Source organism: Arthrobacter sp. P1_D4, from assembly GCF_056406115.1.
The window spans coordinates 50,994-69,393 of sequence record NZ_JBFUAU010000026.1; the positions used below are offsets into that span (position 1 = coordinate 50,994).

The 18,400-nt window shown below is 63.3% G+C and carries 15 protein-coding genes; 7 read left to right on the top strand and 8 right to left on the bottom strand.

Annotated elements, in window-relative coordinates; translation table 11 throughout:
- Positions 1-3 precede the first annotated feature (3 nt).
- Together AC1D0A_RS20505 and AC1D0A_RS20510 are read right to left on the bottom strand one after the other, a co-directional pair.
- Positions 4-963, bottom strand: a complete 960-nt coding sequence (locus AC1D0A_RS20505) for a carbohydrate ABC transporter permease (RefSeq protein ID WP_439954124.1) — start codon at positions 961-963, stop codon at positions 4-6.
- 54 nt (positions 964-1,017) lie between these two features.
- Entirely contained in the window at positions 1,018-2,307 is a 1,290-nt protein-coding gene (locus tag AC1D0A_RS20510) for an ABC transporter substrate-binding protein (RefSeq protein WP_028275822.1), read from the bottom strand.
- 228 nt (positions 2,308-2,535) lie between these two features.
- On the opposite strand from AC1D0A_RS20510, the gene AC1D0A_RS20515 reads away from it, so the two are divergent.
- Positions 2,536-3,480 carry a LysR family transcriptional regulator gene (locus AC1D0A_RS20515; protein ID WP_476946680.1) on the top strand — a complete coding sequence of 315 codons (945 nt, stop codon included), beginning with the start codon at positions 2,536-2,538 and terminating at the stop codon, positions 3,478-3,480.
- Between the two features lie 63 nt (positions 3,481-3,543).
- On the opposite strand, the gene AC1D0A_RS20520 is transcribed toward AC1D0A_RS20515, so the two are convergent.
- From AC1D0A_RS20520 to AC1D0A_RS20545, 6 genes are all read right to left on the bottom strand, one after another.
- Positions 3,544-5,022: a sugar phosphate isomerase/epimerase family protein gene (locus AC1D0A_RS20520; protein WP_476946681.1), complete on the bottom strand. Its 1,479-nt coding sequence runs from the start codon at positions 5,020-5,022 to the stop codon at positions 3,544-3,546.
- A gap of 31 nt (positions 5,023-5,053) precedes the next feature.
- Positions 5,054-6,346: a C-glycoside deglycosidase beta subunit domain-containing protein gene (locus tag AC1D0A_RS20525; RefSeq protein ID WP_476946702.1), complete on the bottom strand. Its 1,293-nt coding sequence runs from the start codon at positions 6,344-6,346 to the stop codon at positions 5,054-5,056.
- A 123-nt stretch (positions 6,347-6,469) separates the two neighbouring features.
- On the bottom strand, positions 6,470-7,219 hold the full coding sequence (locus AC1D0A_RS20530; RefSeq protein WP_476946682.1) for a hypothetical protein: 750 nt from the start codon (positions 7,217-7,219) through the stop codon (positions 6,470-6,472).
- Between the two features lie 830 nt (positions 7,220-8,049).
- Entirely contained in the window at positions 8,050-9,510 is a 1,461-nt protein-coding gene (locus AC1D0A_RS20535; protein ID WP_476946703.1) for an HNH endonuclease signature motif containing protein, read from the bottom strand.
- A 77-nt stretch (positions 9,511-9,587) separates the two neighbouring features.
- A complete protein-coding gene (locus AC1D0A_RS20540; RefSeq protein WP_476946683.1) occupies positions 9,588-10,460 on the bottom strand; it encodes an aminoglycoside phosphotransferase family protein in 873 nt (290 codons plus the stop codon).
- Between the two features lie 229 nt (positions 10,461-10,689).
- Positions 10,690-10,857, bottom strand: coding sequence for a hypothetical protein (locus AC1D0A_RS20545; protein ID WP_243180764.1), 168 nt, complete (start codon positions 10,855-10,857; stop codon positions 10,690-10,692).
- Positions 10,858-11,480: 623 nt separating this feature from the next.
- Between AC1D0A_RS20545 and AC1D0A_RS20550 the strand changes: the two genes are divergently transcribed.
- From AC1D0A_RS20550 to AC1D0A_RS20575, 6 genes are all read left to right on the top strand, one after another.
- The gene (locus AC1D0A_RS20550) at positions 11,481-12,521 is read left to right on the top strand and encodes a LacI family DNA-binding transcriptional regulator (RefSeq protein ID WP_243180757.1); all 1,041 of its coding nucleotides are present in this window, start codon (positions 11,481-11,483) and stop codon (positions 12,519-12,521) included.
- Between the two features lie 55 nt (positions 12,522-12,576).
- Complete coding sequence (locus AC1D0A_RS20555; protein ID WP_243180755.1) at positions 12,577-14,253, top strand: ABC transporter substrate-binding protein; 1,677 nt, start codon at positions 12,577-12,579, stop codon at positions 14,251-14,253.
- Positions 14,254-14,392: 139 nt separating this feature from the next.
- Positions 14,393-15,370, top strand: a complete 978-nt coding sequence (locus tag AC1D0A_RS20560) for an ABC transporter permease (RefSeq protein ID WP_243180747.1) — start codon at positions 14,393-14,395, stop codon at positions 15,368-15,370.
- A gap of 13 nt (positions 15,371-15,383) precedes the next feature.
- Positions 15,384-16,322 carry an ABC transporter permease gene (locus tag AC1D0A_RS20565; protein WP_243180740.1) on the top strand — a complete coding sequence of 313 codons (939 nt, stop codon included), beginning with the start codon at positions 15,384-15,386 and terminating at the stop codon, positions 16,320-16,322.
- Between the two features lie 3 nt (positions 16,323-16,325).
- Positions 16,326-17,363, top strand: a complete 1,038-nt coding sequence (locus tag AC1D0A_RS20570; protein WP_243180738.1) for an ABC transporter ATP-binding protein — start codon at positions 16,326-16,328, stop codon at positions 17,361-17,363.
- Positions 17,360-18,310 (top strand): ATP-binding cassette domain-containing protein, encoded by a 951-nt coding sequence (locus AC1D0A_RS20575; RefSeq protein WP_243180737.1) that lies wholly within the window; start codon positions 17,360-17,362, stop codon positions 18,308-18,310. Before AC1D0A_RS20570 ends, AC1D0A_RS20575 begins: the two co-directional genes overlap by 4 nt.
- Positions 18,311-18,400 lie beyond the last annotated feature (90 nt).

The following is an 18,400-nucleotide window of genomic DNA, read 5'->3' on the forward strand; positions in this document are numbered from 1 at the left end:
GGCTTAGTCCTCAGGGTTCGAACGCGTCAGCCGCTGCTGGAGAACGGCGAAGATCAGGATGATGGCGGCGAGCACCAGGGCCAGGGCGGCACCGCCCCCGAAGTTCCCGAGCGCAAAGGCCTGCTTGTAAACCAGCGTGGCCAGCGTTTCCGTCGCTCCGGCCGGTCCGCCGCCGGTGAGCGCCATGATGGGATCGAAGACGCGCAGCCCCTGGACGATTCCCAGCGTGGTGGCGATGGCGACGGCGGGGCGGATGGCGGGCAGGGTAACGTTGCGGAACCGCTGCCACAGATTGGCACCGTCAATGGCCGCCGCCTCCTCCACTTCCACGGGGACACCGGCCAGGCCGGCCATAAAAATCACCATGGCAAAGCCGGTGGAAGACCAGACCAGCACCACAAGCACGGTCCAGATGGCCCACTGCGGGTCGGCCAGCCACGGCTTGGCCTGGTCGCCGGCGCCTATTGCCGTAAGGAAGGCATTGAGCGGACCGTCGAAGTCGAAGATGTATTTCCAGATGTAGGCCGTGGCCAGCGGGCTGAGCACCACCGGCATGAAGAAGAGGGTCCGGAGGATGTAGCGCGTCTTGACGACGCGGTTCAGGCCCAGCGCAATAACCAACCCGGCGATGTTGCCCAGGAGAACCGAGCCAAAGGCCAGAAAGAGGGTATTGGAGAGGGCTCCGAGTTTCGTGGGGTCCTTGAAGATGGCCTCAAAGTTTGTCCAGCCCGTGATTTTGAACGAGCCGATGCCCGTCCAGTTGGTAAAGGCGAAGAATCCGCCGATTCCAGTTGCCACGTAGTGGATGGCAAACACCAGGGCGATCCCGGGCAGCGCCCACCACCAGTGTCCGAACTGCATGGGCCCCCGCCGGGGACGGGTGTTCTCACCCGCCCCCGGCGTCCGCTTGCCTCGCCGGGGTGCTTCAGCTGCTTCGCTTTTCGGTTGCATCGTCGCAGTCATTGGTATTCCTTGCTTGTCCCTTTGAGTCGTCGGAACGTTGATGGTCAAGAACTGCTACTGATCCCAGGCCGCGTCCATGGCCTGCAGGACCTGGTCAGGGCTCTTCTGGCCGGTGATGATGCCCTGGACCCCCGTGGCCAGTGCGTCGTAGACGGCGGAATTCGGCCACTGGATGTTGGGCAGGGGGCCGTATTTGCCGTCCTTCATCAGGCCGCCGACGTTCTTATAGGCGCCGCCGTCGAAATCGTACTTGTCGAGTCCGCTGACCGGCAGGGCACCGTCGATTTCTGCGAATGCCTTGGTCTGCTCAGGCTGGGCGGCCCAGTCGAGGAAGGCCTTGGCAGCGTCCTTGTTCTTGGAGGCCGCGTTGATGGAGAAGGCGTAGTTTGCGCTGGCAAATACGTAGCTATTACCTGAGCCCTGTTCCGCCGGGAACGGCCGAACGGCGAACTGGGAGCCCCCAGCGGCGGACTGCAGCTGCTTCCAGCTTGGAGCCGGGATGAAGCCGCTCACGGACGTTCCGCTGGCAAGCCCCTTGGTGATGGCATCGAAGCCGCCGCCGGCAGCACCCTTCTGGAAGCAGCCCGCGTCCTTCAAGGTATTAACTGCTTCGAGGGCTGACTTCCAACCGTCCGAGCCCGCGAAGGTGGCTTCCTTCGCAGCGCGCTTATCGTTCCATTTCGGGTCTTCCGCGTAGACGCGCGAGGCTGCCAGGGACATCGCCATCAGCCCTGTGTTGGGAGGGGCTGATCCGGCAAGGGCAAAGAGGGATTTACCGGAGGACTCCAGAGCCTTGCACTGCTGCTGGAGGGAGGAAAAGTCGGCAGGGAAGCCACCGGCTGCAGTTGCAGCCGTCTCATTACTCACCAAGGCAGAGATCGTAATTTCCGTGGCCTGGCCGTACACCTTGCCGTCGGTTCCAAAGGTGCTGGCGCTTCCCTCGGGGAGCAGTTGCTTCGCGGCATCGTCAAGCGGTTCAAGGAAACCTGCCTGGACGAGCGGCAGGATGCTGCGGCCGGTGCCGGAGCCGGGTGAGGTCACTACGACGTCTGAGGCGTTTCCGGCCTGGAGCTGTGTGCGCAGGGTCTGGTCGTAGGAGTCGTTCGGCTGAGGATTGAAGGTGATTTTCACGTTCGGGTGTGACTTCATGTAATTTTCTGCCAACACCTGGAAGGGGCTCTCGATGGTGTTGGATGTCGCGAAGGACAGTGAAAATTCCTGGGAACCACCCGAAGAGGAGCTGCTGCCGGTGGAGGCCGAGCAACCGGTAAGAATGAGTGCTGCGACGGTGGGGACGGCGAGGGCGCCGACCTTCAGGCCTGAATAGCGACGGTGCTGTGTCATGTCCAGCCTTTCTGACTTCATTGTCCAAAATCCGGGTGTCGTGACCCCGGTCACTCACAAGTATGCAGGAGATGTGCCTAAAAGACACATAAGTCTTTGCTATGACGGACATAAGTTTAACGGGGGTCCGCGGAAGGTCCATCCAGATCCCTGATGGCTTCGCCTACGTTATTGATCCCGCTGATAAACTCCCTTGAAACGGTTCCACTTCCAAAGGATCGCTGCGCCGTGACGAAACATGTCCTGCTTTCCCGTCTCGACCTCAACCTGCTGATCTCGCTGGATGCCCTCATTACCGAGCGAAGCGTTACCAGGGCGGCCGAGCGGCTCCACCTCAGCCAGCCGGCGCTCAGCGCCTCGCTCGCCCGGCTCCGATCCCACTTCGGTGACCCGATCCTGGCCCGCCGCGGCAATGCTTACGAGCTCACCCCCTTCGCCCTCCGGCTCGCGGAGCACACCACCACCGCACTGGAGGCCGCACGCCGCGTCTTCGAAAGCCAGGCCACCTGGGAGCCCACAGAATCCGAGCGCGAGTTCTCCATCTACGGCTCGGATTACGGCTTCACTACCATTGGCCGGGTTGTTTCCGAGCTTGCAGCCGAGCGCGCCCCAGGTGTCCGGTTCCGGTTTATGCTCCACAATCCGATGGTGGTGGAGGATGCAGCCAACCGCCTTCGGTCGGTGGACGGCATGGTGATTCCCCACGGATTCCTCACCGGGCTGCCCTACCTGGACCTGTGGAGGGACGGCTGGGTGGCCGTGGTCTCCACGTCCAATGAAGCCGTCGGCGAGCAAATCACCATGGAAAACATCGCTGAACTTCCCTGGGCGATGACCTATCAGACGCGCTCAGCCTCAACCTCGGCGGAACGGCAGATCCAGCAATTGGGCGTTGAGCCCCGGGTGGACGTGGTTGTTGAAAGTTTCCAGTCCTTGCCGCACTTTGTGGTTGGGACCAACCGGATCGCGCTCATCCAGGCGGCCCTTGTGCCGTTCGCTCTGCGCGTGGGCGGGATCCGGATCCTGCCACTGCCCTTCGATGCCACGCCGCTGGTTAATGCCTTGTGGTGGCACCCCGTGCACAACCGCGACTCCGAGCATGAGTGGATGCGGGGCCTCTTCAAAGAGGCTGCCGACATCGTGGCAGCCGCCGCTACCAAGGAAGCCCCTTAAATACCTCGATGCCCGGCCGGTAAACGGACGGGCATCGAGACTATGGGACGTCGGTCTTTCAGGTCAGGCTGATGCCAGCGCCGTCCGCATGCTCTTGCGGATAAGGTCATGATGCTTCCGCACCAGCAGCAGCGGATCCACCTCACCGAGCTCGGCGAAGGCATGGCCTTCCCATTCGCTGGACCAGTAACCGCGGTAGCCGCCTTCGACGAATACGCGGACCAGTTCCGGATAGTCGATGGCCGGCTCGTTGCCCTGCTCATCAATGTCGTAGAACTTCGCGTGGACGTGCATGATTTGCGGCATGATGTCAGCCCACTCCTTCGGGCTGACGTGGCCGTGCATGTTGAACGCCAGGTGGGCGAAGGATCCAAGCCGGGCAGGATCGAAGTCACGTCCCCGCAGGTACGCAATGAACTCCTCCTGCCGCACCCGCATCGGTGCCTCAGTGCCCCAGATAGCCTGCAGCCTTTCCACAGCTTCATCGTCCAGCCCTGCACGGCGAACCGCGCGCAGGAGCGTGGGAGACATGCTGTGCATGGTGGAGGAGAAGTCAGCCACGAAGCCCAGCAGCGGTGAATCAAGCTCGGCGTAGACGTCGCGGACCTTCATGATCTCGGGCGAGTTGGGTCCCAGCGGTGCATGGATCTCGTAGGCAAGTTTGAGTTCGAGGTCCTCGGCGAGCGGCAGCAGCCGGCGAAGCAGCTCCGGCTTCGCGCTCTGGATGCGGACGAGCGGGAAACCGAGCTTCTTGGCGCCGTGGAAGAGTGTCTGCGTGAACTCGTACTCCTCGTCCGGGGTCATGTCGCGGTCACGGCGGCGTCCCATGTCCAGATTGGCGCCGAAGGAGCTGGCGGTGAAGCCGTGCTTGTCGAAGGCGCGCTGCCACGAGCGCACGAAGTCGTCAGTCACGTTGGGATAGGTAGGCAGGACCTGCGATGCCACAATTTCGATCCCGGGGCCGATGCCGAGCTCGGCCACGCGGTTCAGCAGACCGTCGAAGTCGTACCAGCCGGCCCGGAATTCGGCGCTTGCCGAGTACAGGGTGAGCCCCAGCGAGAACGGATCCTCCTCCGCTTTCGGTGGGGGCGGCGTGACCGCCGTCGTCAGTTCCGGTGCCCCCGCAGCCCTGTCCGTGACGGTCAGCTCCATCGTCTGGTTCACGAAGTTGGGAACGTACATGCCGGGACCGCCGTCCTGGCCGGGAGCAATCTGCATGTACGGCAGGCGCAGCTCACCGATGAGCCGGACGGTGTGCTGCTCGCCCAGGGCAACAGGGGTCTCCGTTGTGGCGATAAGCAAGGGATGTTCCTGGAGGTACCAGAGAGTTTCGCTTTGAGCGGGCAGGTCCGGGAGCGCATAGCGGACACCACCCAGTTCCAGGGACAGGTTCCCGGCGGGGATATCCTGGCCGTCGACGGTGAGCCGCAGGCTGGAGACCGAGGAGAGCCACAGACTCCGGTACCACGGCAGGGTCAAGGCCAGCGCGAGACCGTCGGGATGGGTGCGGAGGCTTGCATCGTCAAGAAGTCCGTTTGGCATTGTTGCTCTCTTTACTGGGAAATGGGATGGGTCAGGTAAGTTCGCCGGTGATGCGGCGGATCAGGGCGTGTTGGCGCCGCACTTGCTCAATGGCACGCCATGGCGTGCGTTCGCCTTCGTATTCACTGGAGAGATAACCGGTGTAGCCGGAGTCCTTGAGGGCCTTGAGCACGGGCAGCCAGGGAATCTGCTGGTCTTCCAGCTGCTCGTTGATGTCGTGGAACTTCGCCTGGACGAACACCACATACTGGGCGATATCGGCGAAGTCGGCGGGGTCGACGCCGATGCCGTCGAGGAAGGCGGGCCGGGCCTCGCGGGTCTCACCTGCGCGCAGCGGAATGGGCCGGTCCTGGAAGATTCCGGTGTCGATGAGCAGGCCGAAGTTCTTGGTTCCGGTCCGTTCGATGAGGCCGATGTAGTCCTCGACGACGGGGTGCCTGATGGGCGTCGGCGAATGAATCTCCGGGCAGATGATGATCCCCAGCTCGTGGGCCAGATCAAGCGAGCGTTCCACGGACTCGGTCCAGATGGGGTCTGGGACCAGATCGCTGGACACCACGCCGATCTTGGGGCGCACGAAGCCGAAACCCAATTGGTTGGCAAGCCGCAGGTCCCGCTGCAGGGCCTCCGCACCCTCGGCGACCGTCATGGTGCGGCCCGAATGAAGACGGGTGTCTATCCAGGAACCGTAGTTCGTCGGCTCCAGCGAATACTTCTCCAGCAGGCCGAACCAGTTATCGATCCAGGCCGGGGACGGTTCCGGATAGTTGGGAACGTGGCCCTCGCCGAGGATCTCGACGCCGGTGGCGCCCACGTCAGCGACGGCGGCCAGCGCCGTCTCAAGGTCCATCACCGTGCCGTAATCGCCCATAAAGCTGTAGAGGGAAACGCCGTAGCGGAAGGTACCTTCGCCGCCTTCCGGCGCGAGCGTCACCTTGCGGCTGGTCCGGTGAGTGGTGGGCTGGTGCTCGACTGGTATGTAGGACATCCGCAGCCGCAGCTCTATGGAGAGCTCGTGGACGCCCTGCGGCAGGCCGCCGTCGAGGGGAACGGTGACCACTGCCGCTTCCTCAAGGGGCCAGCGCACGCCATCACTTTCCCAGAGCTGCTGCAGGGTGTAGGTCCGCCCGCCGAAGGTCCACAGCGGAACGTCAGGTCCGACGTCGACGATGCCGCCAACGCGAACGGCGATGCCATCGATGAGGGACGCGGCCATGCCCCGGTAGGAAGGCATCCGGACCCGGAACTGAAAGCCGGTTACACGTCCGCCGTCCGTTACGTTGCGGAAGCCGACGGACTGGATGAGGTCTCTTTCGAGAAGCATCATTGCTCACTCTCTCTAGGTGCAGAATCCAGAGTAGCAATCATTCCGTCGCTTTTGAACCTAAGTGAGCGCCTAACCGGCAAAACATGCCAGGGGCTCGCCGGGCTGGCCGCTTCGAGGGCCTCAGCTCCTTTCGGCCCGTTCCGCGAGGACGCCGATGGCCAGAGAGAAGCGGCCAGGTAACGGAGAAAGTGCCAGACGGAGCCAGATGGCGTCCGAGTACGCATCGAACCGGACTGGACTGACGCGCAGTTCCTCGGCCACGGCCAGCACCTGCGTGTGAGCGGTCAGATATCGTGCGGGCGTCATGCGGTTATTTCGTAGATGAAGCTCCAGATGGACGTCCAAGCCGGCCAGATCCCGGGCGGCCTCGTGCCGGGCCGTACTGTCGAAGTCCAGCAGTCCGGGCGGGATGTCGCCGTCAGGAACGATGATTTGCTTGTCGTAGAGGTCTCCGTGGGCCCATACCACCGGATCCGGTGCCGTCCGTATCAGGTTCATGGCCACGTGCTCTACAGCGGCGCGCAAGACAGCGCGCTGAGACGACAACTCGGGGACGTTTTCATTGTGCTGCAACCAGTCGTCCACCCGTCGACACACCTTCGCGGCTTCCCACTCTGCTGAACGGAGCGGAAGGCTGTCGAGAACGCCTCGTGCTGCTGGGCCATGGGAGCCGTTCAGTTCCGCGACCCAGGCGCGCGACCATTTCTCCCATGCCCTGGCGAACGCTTCATCGCAGACGGCCGCTTCCACCCGGCCCAGCTCGTTCAGAGTCGGTCCCGGCATGGCGCTGAAAACGATGACGTCCGATTGGGAACTCTGACGAAGGATTCTGGGCGTTGTGAAGTTGCCGGCGTCCAGCAGGACGTCCATTTGCGCGCAGCGCTCGGCCGGTACGACGGCGCCCCCGGGTCCGAAGATCTTTATATAGCGGCCCTCCGCCCGGACGACAGCCTGGTGGTACGGCCAATACGAAATCAATTCCCCCTGCTGCGCTTCCCCCCGTAAGGCGGGAAGTCCCGGATCGTCCAAAGGGATTAGTTCGAACTGCCCGCGACGCAAATAAGCTCCCCGGACGCCGGGCACTCCCGGCGTCCGGACCTCCAGTACAAATTCTCCTGGTGTCTTCTCTGGCCACGCCCGCTGAACCAGCCAGGATGTGCCGGTATCGTCGTCGGCAGACGCCGGAATGGCGGAGGGGCAATCCATGGAATCAATTCCATGTACCGGCGGAGATACCAGCGAGTGGTGCGACGCAGTAGGGTGACGCGTTCCAGGCGTCCCGTGCCCATTAACAATAGACAGCCATGCTCCGTCCACCATTCCCCCCGTTCCCCATACGCAGGCTCTTCCGGCGCAGGCCGTTCGTGTGTCCAGCGTGAACTTCAACAATGAGGCAGGGATGAAACGGTCATGAAGAAACTTTCATCAAGGCCTTCTTCCCCGTCCATTCGGCGTCATGCGTCGCATGATCGCCGTAGCAAGCAGACCCGACGAACTCGTCCGGTGAGTCGAGATTGACCCGGACCGTGATGGGCATGGGGACAGTGGCCTGAATCGCGCTGGTCCTGGCCGGTCCGGCCTTTCAGGGTCACGGCGGAGGGTCGCGGCTCAGGGTCACGGCGGAGGCAGGGGGGCAGGCCAATAGCCGGAACATCCTTCGAACCCTTAATTGGACGGGGAGGGAAAGTGGAGCGCCGATCCTACGCCGCGATGAACAGCGCCCAGTCAGGAAAGGGATCCACGGGTAATGGCGGCCCGGTCTCTCCGGGTCCGACGGTCTCTCCGGGTCCGACGGCGCCGGCAAGTACGTCCGGCCAGCCGGGCGGTTCCAACTCCCGGCCTTCACCCGCGTGGCCGAGGTGCTGCGGCCAGTGTGGTGGTTCCCAGTCTTGTTGTTCGCTTGGATAGGAGCGTCCCGCAGGTGAGATCCAGCCGGGTGGCTGGTCCCGGGTCGCGTCAACCGGCCTCCATGCTGTGGTGTGTCTGAGCCGGTGGTGCCGCCGGCATGGCTGGCCCAGGTTGGTGACGCCGGTGCCGCCTCCCTCGGACCAAGCCAACAGATGATCCGCTTCGTTATCCAGGGAATGGTTGTTGCAGCCCGGAAAAGGGCACCGGCCGTCCCGAAGCCGCAACCATTGGCGCATCGCCTTCGGAACCCGGTAGCTGGTCCGTCCGATCTCCAGCGGCGCTCCGTTGCGCGGATCGGTCAGCACACGCAGGAACGATCCGGCGCCATCCCCTACAAGCCGGCGGGCCATGCTCGGCGGAACGGGACCATACCCGTCCAGCGTGGCCGGTTCCGACTCGGTGCCCAAAAGAGACAGCACCGGCACGGTCACCAGGACCTGCGCCTTGGGTGACGGAGTTCCTTCCGCCACCCCCGCCAGCAGCCAGTCGGCGGCGACGTCCGCACGGAGCTGGGTCAGGGTCCGGGATTCATTCGGCTCCTGCAGGGCACGGGCCGCTTCCGTGGCACGGGACCATGCAGCCACCGCCACATCCGCAGTCAGATAGGCCGAGAGCCAGGCCATGCCGTCCCGGTCCGGCACATATTCCAGCCGACGGTCCTCCACACCCTTGCGGTGGCGGGCTTCGATGCTTACGGGATGGTGCAGCTCACGCCATCTGCGCGCCTTGGCCCGGAACCTGCCCGGCGCCAGCTCCCCCGCGGGGCAGCCACGCGCGGCAAAGGGAGCTTCGGGGTCCAGGAAATGCGCCTCCAAAGCAGCCGCCGCGGCGAGGTCCAGACCGGACGTTTCATCACACATCACCCGCGCGTGTTGCCATGAAATGCTCCCTGCTTGCAGCGCAGACAGCGTCACGGGCAACTTAGTGGTCAGGGTGGCCGACTCTGCCAGGAGCGCCGCCGCCGATCTTTCACTCACGGTCAGGACACAGGCCACCTCTGCTGTCACGGCCATTTCCTGGGCGGTGCGCTCCTGCGGGGAAACGGCTGGGCCCGCCATGGCGACGGCAGCGCGGGCATATCCGGCGGCGAAGTGCACTTTCAGGGCGGCCAGCCTGGCTTCCATGCTGGCGACCTCAGCCATACCGTCCAGGCACGCGTCCGCTTCGTCCCGAACAGGGTCGGCGCCAGTCGAGGCCGCGTTCCCGGCTCCGCGACCGGCAAATGCAGACAACCTGGCAAGGGAGGCCTCCATGGCCTCCAACGTCTCCGCAGCTGCTTTGCCTTCCACACTCCCAGCATATGAGGCGCCACTGACATTTAACGCTGGCGTCAGAGTTGCAGGCGAAGCCCGTCATCCAGGATCTGCCTGATCCCAAACTTTCCTACGGCGAACATCCGCGGATTATCGTCGGAGTTGCTCAGCATGGCGGTGGACAGGATGAGGGCCCAACCGCGGGCCCTCATCCTGGTGTCTCCATCTACTGCGGAGCCGAAGGCGCCCATGAAGCGGTGGCGGGTGCCGGCGTCGAACATCAGCCACCCCACCGCAAGATCGACAGCCGGGTCCCCTGCCCCGACGTCGCCGAAATCGATGACGCCGGCCAGGGAGCCGTTGTCCGCCAGCAGGATGTTGCCAGGGTGGAGGTCCCCGTGGAGCATCATCGCCGGACCATCCCAGGCTTTGGCGGCGCMGGCCTGCGCCCACACTGCTCTCAGCGCTGCCGCCTGGGGGTAGCGTTCGCGGTCCCCGAGCCGTTCCACCAGCACAGCGTCACGGTCCGTCAGCGGCACGCCTCGGAAAGGGTTGACCGGGACTCCCGTTTCGGCGGGCACGTGAAGGGACAGCAGGAAATCCGCCAGGCCCTTAGCCGCCGGCCCGCGGCCTGCCGGCCCGACGTCGGCCGCAGCGGCTCCGGGGACCCACCGCACGATGCTCCACGGCCATGGAAAGTCCGACGTCGGCCTGCCGGCATGGACGGGGACAGGAACGGCAACCGGGGAGCGGCGAGCAATGTCGGGAAGGTAGCGCTGCTCATGCAGTATCAGCGGAACGGCCTCCGCCCTGCGGGGCAGCCGGACGGCCAGATCGTCACCGAGCCGGAAGGTCGCGTTGTCCCAGCCGTTCGCAACCCGCGCTATCCGACAGTCGCCAAGGTCGGGCCGCTGGTCCCGGACGAGGCGCTGGACAACGCTGTCACTCACGTCCACCGTGGCTGGCGGCATTCGAGCCATTCAGAAATCCGCCTTCCTTGCGCCTGTTATGCAGTCCGGTCCATTCCCTTGTCCGCATATAGTTCAAGACCCCCAAGAGCGGACGGGGCGCGGAACGAGGACATGGAATCGGACGACGGCGGGATGTCCCGCCGTCTTCCTGGGACGGCATGAAGCTGCGTGAAACTCATCCCAGCCTGGACCACCGGATTCTCAGCGGTCAGCCCGCGCCCTGTTCCTCGCGGGCCACCTCCTCCAGAATCCTGGCTGTCGGCGCTGCCATCATCAGCTGCCCGATCACCTCGGGTTTGTTCCACACCTGGCTGCGCAGCTTTTCCATAAAGACCGTCGCGGCGTCCTTGGTGTCGAAGTCAAGGAGCACGGCCACGCTGTCCTGGTCCTCGGTACCCCGAACAAGCGAACAGACCGGGGGCCCGAGGCTGCGCGGGCTGCGGGTCGAAGACTTTCTTGAAAGCCTCGTTTTCCCGGACCAGATAGCTAATCTGCAGGGTGAACATCGTCGTCCCTTTCCCTCGGGCGGCGCCAAGCTAAACGTCGGACCGCTGAAACGGCGGCATTCGCACATACGATCAGAATGAGCGGACTGCTTGGGGCGATGACTGAGTCCCGCTAACCGCGGCGCTGGCTGCTTCGCCGTTCCTGCGCACGACGCCGCACGCCCGGCCAAATTCCCTTGCCAATCGTTACGATAATCGACGTTACCTCAAGCTGGCGCGTGGGATGAGCTGCAAAGACCTCCCTCCAGCCCCGTTCCAGAGCCAGGCGGCCGGATCGCCCCGCCGGCTCGCGGGCGCGATCACGGTGCGGTTATCTGCAGCCACTCCAGGCTGACGCGTTACAAGTCGGCCGTTCATACGCTCCTTGACACCCCAACCCAATGCGGGATATGTTCTATCTCACATCCACTAACGCGCGTTAGTAACGCGCATCAGTAGGTGCGGCTAGACTCTCATCCAATATTCACCCCTATTACTAGACATCGGACGGTCAATGGAGACGAACCCACGGCAGGCCAAAGTGACGATGCAGGATGTCGCGAACCATGTCGGAGTTTCCCGGACGACTGTTTCCTTTGTCCTTAATGGTGGAACGGGGAACGGAATTCCAGAAGAAACCCGTGACCGCGTCCACCAGGCTGTGAGCGAACTGGGCTACCGCCCGAATGCGGGAGCCCGCGCGTTGGCTTCCAAGCAGACCAAGCTCTACGGGCTGATCACGGAAATCGTGATCGCTCCTTATGCCGCCAACATTGTCCGCGGCGCCGAGGAACAGGCCGCGCGGGAGGGTAAGACGCTTCTTATAGCCAGCACCGACGGCAGCAGTGACGCCGACCGGCGGGCCATCGAGACGATGCTCGAGCACCGTGTCGAGGGTCTGATCTACGCCACAAGCTGGCATAGGGGTGTGCGGTTGCCTGCTGTTGCGGAGGAGGTGCCGACGGTCTTGGTTCACTGCTTTGACGAAGCAACAAAACTGCATTCCGTCATTCCGGATGAGGCTCAGGGTGGCTATGTTGCCACGATGAGGCTTATCGGGGCCGGACATGACCGGATAGGGCTCATCAACCTTGATCCCGTCATTCCGGCCGCCATCGGCCGCCGGGCTGGTTATGTCCGAGCACTTGAACAGGCAGGCATCGGCCTGGATGAGAGCTTGGTGATCAACGAAGACGGCGAGGCAGACCAGGGCTACCGCGCGGCAGTCGCCCTCCTGGATGGCAGCCGGCCACCTACCGCGATCTTTTGCGCCACTGACCGCATGGCCATGGGCGCTTACGACGCCATCAAAGAACGAGGGCTCCGTATTGGTGACGATATCTCCGTGGTTGGCTTCGACAACCAGGAAGTCATCGCCAACTATTTGCGGCCCAGCCTGACGACAGTTGCACTGCCGTTCCAGCAAATGGGGGCAACCGGCGTCGCGATGCTGGCCAAACTGGCAGCGAACCGTGATCTGGCCCCGCTCCAACGCATTGTCGAGTGCCCTCTGGTGGAGCGTACATCTGTGCGCCTGCCGGTCGCGGCGTCCTGACTTCCATTCCCCGCTAACCTCCCCACTCCATTTCACTGACGAAACGAGCTCCCTCATGCCCAAAATCCACCCCAAAAGGTCACTGACCGTTGTTGCGGCCACACTGGCGATCGGCGCCCTGGCCCTCACCGGCTGCGGCGCCGGAAACACATCTGGAAGCACAGCAAAGGGTGGGAGCGCCTCCAACGGGCTCCTGACAATCCCCCGGGAAGACACCGCAACGTTCACCAGCAACTTCAATCCGTTCTCCCCGAACGCACTGCCGATGACGCAGCAGTCGGTCTTCGAACCCCTGCTGATCGTCAACCCTGTCAAGGGGGAACCGGTCCCCTGGCTCGGGGCTTCGTGGAAAGCAGACGAAGACGGCAAGGGCGTGACCTTCACGCTCCGCGACGGCGTTAAGTGGTCAGACGGACAGCCACTGACCGCCGACGATGTCGTGTACACCTTTGACCTCCAGAAGAAGATCCAGGGAGGACTCGACTATCTGGCCAAAGTCTCGGCCGTAGATGCCCACACAGTGCGCTTCGATTTCAACAAGGCCTACTCCCCCGGACTTTACGAAGTCGGCCAGCAGGTCATCGCCCCTAAGCATGTCTGGTCCAAGATCGCGGACCCGGCAAAAGCCACCAACGACAACCCGGTGGGCACCGGCCCCTACACACAGGTCTCCCATTTCCAGACACAGTCATTTGAACTGGATAAGAACCCCAACTACTGGCAGCCGGAAAAGCAGCAGCTCACCGGCATCAGAATGCTGGCCTTCGCCGGCAACTCCGGGGCCAACCTCGCCCTGCAGAACGGCGACGTGGACTGGAGCGACCAGTTCATCCCCAACATCCAGAAAACCTATATCGACAAGGATCCGGCACACCGCCACTTCTGGTACCCCACCACCGGTGGCACGATCAACTGGCAGCTGAACACCACGAAGGCTCCCTTTAACGATCCGGTCGTCCGCAAAGCACTCAGCATGGCCGTGGACCGCGACCAGGTCGACAGCCTGGGCATGTCAGGCTACACGCATCCGGCCGACTGCACCGGCCTCAGCGACACCTACGCCAGCTGGCGCGACCAGGGCATCGTTGAGAATTGCGACTGGACCAAGCTGAATGTCGACAAAGCCAACCAGATGCTCGATGACGCCGGCTACAAGAAGGGAACTGACGGCATTCGCACCCTCAAGGACGGCAAACCGTTCCAGTTTAAGTTCTCTGTAGGATCGGCATCTTCGGACTGGCTTTCCGTCGGCCAGATCATCTCTAAAAACATGGAAAAACTTGGCGTGAAAGTCGAGGTCAACTCCCCGGACTGGTCCCAGGTCGTGTCCGGCTACACTGACGGATCCTTCGACAGCGGCATCGTCTGGAGCAACGCCGGCGCGACGCCGTACGAATTCTACCGCGGCGTAATGTCACAGAAGGTCGTTGTGCCGGTCGGTGCAAAGGCCAATGAAAACTACCACCGCTTTGGCGACGCGGAAGCGACCGCGACCCTGGACAAGTTGGCGGCAACGGCAGAGCCGGCAGCGCAGAAGACCCTCGTCAATTCCCTGGAGGCACGCTTCAATGACGTAGCCCCGGTGATCCCGCTGTTCTCCGGCCCGGCGTGGGGCGCCTACACCGATCAGCGATTCACGGGCTGGCCGAGCAACGACAACCCGTATGCCACTCTCTCGGCACGCTCCGCCACCACAGTGCTGGTTCTGACCTCACTCAAGCCTGCGCAGTAGCCATCTGGTGGCTGTTCGGGGCAACCGGCCCCGGACAGCCACCATGGCCGCCGCACACACGGCACCTGCACCGTTACCACCTGCCGGACCCGGACCGATCCCCGGGCGGCGCAACAATCATCAAGAAAGAAGCGGAACCATGGTATTCCTCCTCCGCCGCCTGGGGTTCTACATCATCGCCTTCTGGGCCTGCATCACCTTGAATTTCTTCCTCCCCAGGCTGATGCCCGGGGACCCTGTCAGCCGAATGTTTTCCCAAGTGCAGTCTCAGATGCGCCCGGACCAGGTGGATGCGCTCCGGCGGCTCTTCGGCCTGGACGACCGGCCCCTGTGGGAGCAGTACCTCGCCTACATCGGCAACATCTTCCGCGGGGACATGGGCATCTCGCTCTCCCGGTTCCCTTCCCCCGTTTCGGAGGTGATCGCATCACAAATCGGGTGGACCCTCCTGCTGGGCGGCACCTCCCTGGTTATTGCCGTCATTCTGGGCAATTTCCTCGGCATTCTGGCAGCGTGGCGTCGCGGAAAGTTCCTGGATTCGGTCTTTCCCCCGTTGCTGATCTTTGTCGGATCATTTCCCTATTTTTGGCTGGCCATGGCCGCTCTATATCTGTTCGGGATAACCCTGGGCTGGCTGCCCCTGAGCCATGCCTTCTCCACAGGCCTCAGCCCCTCGTTCTCCCTCGAATACATCAGCGACGTAGCCACTCACCTCATCCTTCCGGCCCTGACCATCGTCCTGGTCTCCATCGGCGGCTGGATGCTGGGGATGCGCAACACGATGATCGCCACCACCGCTGAGGACTACATCACGATGGCCCGGGCCAAGGGACTCCGTCCGGCACGGATCATGTTCCAGTACGCGGCCCGCAACGCCATGCTGCCCTCCGTGACGTCGTTCGGCATGTCCCTTGGATTCGTCGTCGGCGGCGCTCTCCTCACCGAAACCGTATTCGCGTACCCGGGCATCGGCTACCAGCTTCTGACCTCCGTCCAGGCGCTGGACTACCCGCTGACCCAAGGCATCTTCCTCACCATTACCGCCGCCGTGCTGGCAGCTAACTTCCTGGTCGACATCATTTACGTACGGCTGGACCCCCGGGTCCGGGTCAGCTAGAAACAGGTCCCCCATGTCACTTACAGACTCAACACCCGCCACAATCACCGCGGCCGGCAACCCCACCGTTCAGATACCTGAACCTCCTTCCCCCGGACGCCTGGTTCATGGAGGATTCGTCCACGGCATCCTCACGAACAAGAAGGCCCTCTTCGGACTGGCCATCCTGGTGCTATTTGCCCTCCTGGCGCTGCTGGCCCCTCTCCTGGCACCGGGGAACCCCTCCGACTTCGGCCCCGAAGCATCCCTGGCACCATCCGCGGACCACCTGCTCGGAACCACTTCCAAAGGCCAGGACGTGCTCGCCCTCACCCTGTGGGGATCGCGAAGCTCATTGGCCGTCGGATTCACCGTAGGTCTGGCGGCGACCTTCATCGGCTGCCTCGTCGGCATAGCCTCCGCGTACTTCGGCAAAGCCATCGACGAACTGCTCTCGCTGCTGACCAACATATTCCTGCTCATCCCCGGGCTTCCGCTCCTCGTGGTTCTGGCCGCATTCCTGCCGCCGGGGCCCGTCACCGTCGTCATCGTCCTGATCATCACGGGCTGGGCAGGCAGCGCCCGGGTCCTCCGCTCCCAGGCCCTGTCCCTGCGCAGCAAGGACTTCGTCGCTTCGGCCGTCGTGACCGGCGAGAAAGCATGGCGCATCATGTTCCGGGAGATCCTGCCCAACATGGCCTCCATCGTGATGAGCACCCTGCTGGGCTGCGTCATCTACGGCATCGGCGCCCAGGCAGGCCTGGAGTTCCTGGGGCTCGGCGACACGGGGTCCGTCAGCTGGGGAACCAACCTCTATTGGGCAAACAACGACGGCGCGCTCATGACCGGCGACTGGTGGGTGCTCCTGCCCTCCGGCGGCGCCATCGCCGTCGTCGCATTTGCCTTGGCCATGATCAACTACGCCGTTGATGAAATCACCAACCCTCGCCTGCGCGTGGAAAAGAAAGGCTGACAGATGGAAACCCTGACTGAACTGGAACGGGGAAACATCGGTCCTGCCGCCGCCGGCCCCGTGCTGAGCGTGAAGAACCTGCAGGTCCAATACACGGCGGAAAGCGGAAACGTCACCGCCGTGGATGGTGTCAGCTTCGACATCGGCGCCGGAGAAGTGTTCGGCCTCGCCGGTGAATCAGGCTGCGGCAAGTCGACCATCGCAAACGCGATCATGCGGCTCCTGCAGACCCCGGCAAAAATCACAGGGGGCTCCATCGAGCTCGCCGGAAGGAATCTCCTGGACCTGGGCGAGGAAGAACTGCGACGTACCCGCTGGCGCGACGTGGCCATGGTCTTCCAAAGCGCGATGAACTCCCTGAACCCCGTCATGACCATCGGAGATCAGATCGTCGATGTCTTCACCACGCACGAAAAAATGTCCAAGCAAGCCGCCCGCGAACGCGCCGTGGAGCTGCTGAAACTTGTCGACATCAGCCCGGACCGCCTCAAGTCCTACCCGCACCAGCTCTCCGGCGGAATGCGTCAGCGGGCAGTGATCGCGATAGCGCTGGCGCTTAAACCCTCTCTCCTCATCATGGACGAACCCACCACTGCCCTGGACGTGGTCGTCCAGCAGGAAATCATGCACCAGATCAAAGAACTTCAGCAGCAGCTGGGTTTTTCCATTCTGTTCATCACCCACGACATCTCACTCATGGTCGAACTCTCCCACCGCATGGCTGTGATGTATGCAGGAAAGCTGGTCGAGGTCGCTCCCTCCAAGACGATGCTGGACAACCCGCTTCACCCTTACACGAACGCACTGATGGGAGCGTTCCCTCCGCTGACCGGACCGAGAGTGGAGCTGATTGGTATCCCGGACGCCCCGCCGAACATGGCCCATCCCCCCACCGGGTGCCGCTTCCACCCCCGGTGCCCGCTTGCTATCGACTCCTGCCGCACCATCGAACCCCCGCTCCTTCCAGGAGCCGAAAACCACGAGGCAGCCTGTCTGCTCGTACCCGGATATGTCGTCCCCCGCGAAAGGTCACGCCGATGAGCCCCGCATACAGCACCTCATCCCTCCCAGGAGCGGCGACCGCGCCCCTGGTTCAGGTACGCAACCTGAGCAAGGACTATCAGCTTGGAAGTTTCCCGTTCCGTTCGACCGTACGTGCGGTCAACGACGTCTCCTTCGACATCAACCGCGGCGAGATTGTGGCACTCGTCGGGGAATCCGGCAGCGGAAAGAGCACCATCGCCCGGATCCTCGCCCGCCTCGAGCAGCCCACAGGCGGCCAGCTCATCCTCGACGGACAAGACATATTTGCCACCGAACGCCGCCGGGCGTCAATGAGATACCGCAGCAAGGTCCAGATGGTCTTCCAGGACCCCTTCGGATCCCTCAACCCGGCACACCGCATCGAGCACTTCCTGACGCGTCCCCTGCAGCTTCACGGAGAAAACGACAGCCCGCGTGCCCTCAAACTCAAGCTGTGTGAACTAATGGCAACAGTCGGTCTGGGCGAGCAGATGCTGGACCGATACCCCCATCAGCTGTCCGGCGGACAGCGGCAGCGCGTCGCCATCGCCAGAGCCCTGGCCGTGGAACCGGAAATCATACTGGCCGACGAACCCACCTCGATGCTCGACGTCTCGGTCCGCATCGGAATTCTCAATCTGATGCGCAAACTCCGCGATGAACGGGGCGTGTCCATGCTTTACATCACCCACGACCTCGCCTCCGCACGCTACATCGCGGACACAACCATGGTGATGTGCGCCGGGGACCTGGTCGAGGGTGGCGAGAGCATCGAGCTGATGGCCGCCCCTCATCACCCGTACACACAGTTGCTGCTCTCCGCCGTACCCGACGCCCGCAGAACCCAGACCGTCCGCCCACCGAAGAGGGACGCCACAGGGCGGAACGCTCCCCGGGGCACCGGCGAACGGATCGCCCTGAGCAAATCCCATTGGGCGCTCAAAGTACCGGACCCTGCCCACTGACGGCCCCAAATCCGCCGTCCGAGAGGCCGCTTTCCCCGCGGAATCAGACCCGCACAGCTCCATTGGCTGTCGAAAACCCAGAAAGAATCC

Excerpts from the sequence above, each read along its gene's own strand:
- AC1D0A_RS20575 (WP_243180737.1), top strand. The coding sequence starts at position 17,360 with ATGAGCCCCGCATACAGCACCTCATCCCTCCCAGGAGCGGCGACCGCG.
- AC1D0A_RS20570 (WP_243180738.1), top strand. The coding sequence starts at position 16,326 with ATGGAAACCCTGACTGAACTGGAACGGGGAAACATCGGTCCTGCCGCC.
- AC1D0A_RS20520 (WP_476946681.1), bottom strand. The coding sequence starts at position 5,022 with ATGCCAAACGGACTTCTTGACGATGCAAGCCTCCGCACCCATCCCGAC.
- AC1D0A_RS20525 (WP_476946702.1), bottom strand. The coding sequence starts at position 6,346 with ATGCTTCTCGAAAGAGACCTCATCCAGTCCGTCGGCTTCCGCAACGTA.
- AC1D0A_RS20560 (WP_243180747.1), top strand. The coding sequence starts at position 14,393 with ATGGTATTCCTCCTCCGCCGCCTGGGGTTCTACATCATCGCCTTCTGG.
- AC1D0A_RS20505 (WP_439954124.1), bottom strand. The coding sequence starts at position 963 with ATGACTGCGACGATGCAACCGAAAAGCGAAGCAGCTGAAGCACCCCGG.
- AC1D0A_RS20550 (WP_243180757.1), top strand. The coding sequence starts at position 11,481 with ATGGAGACGAACCCACGGCAGGCCAAAGTGACGATGCAGGATGTCGCG.
- AC1D0A_RS20510 (WP_028275822.1), bottom strand. The coding sequence starts at position 2,307 with ATGACACAGCACCGTCGCTATTCAGGCCTGAAGGTCGGCGCCCTCGCC.
- AC1D0A_RS20565 (WP_243180740.1), top strand. The coding sequence starts at position 15,384 with ATGTCACTTACAGACTCAACACCCGCCACAATCACCGCGGCCGGCAAC.
- AC1D0A_RS20535 (WP_476946703.1), bottom strand. The coding sequence starts at position 9,510 with ATGGAGGCCTCCCTTGCCAGGTTGTCTGCATTTGCCGGTCGCGGAGCC.
- AC1D0A_RS20530 (WP_476946682.1), bottom strand. The coding sequence starts at position 7,219 with ATGGACGTCCTGCTGGACGCCGGCAACTTCACAACGCCCAGAATCCTT.
- AC1D0A_RS20555 (WP_243180755.1), top strand. The coding sequence starts at position 12,577 with ATGCCCAAAATCCACCCCAAAAGGTCACTGACCGTTGTTGCGGCCACA.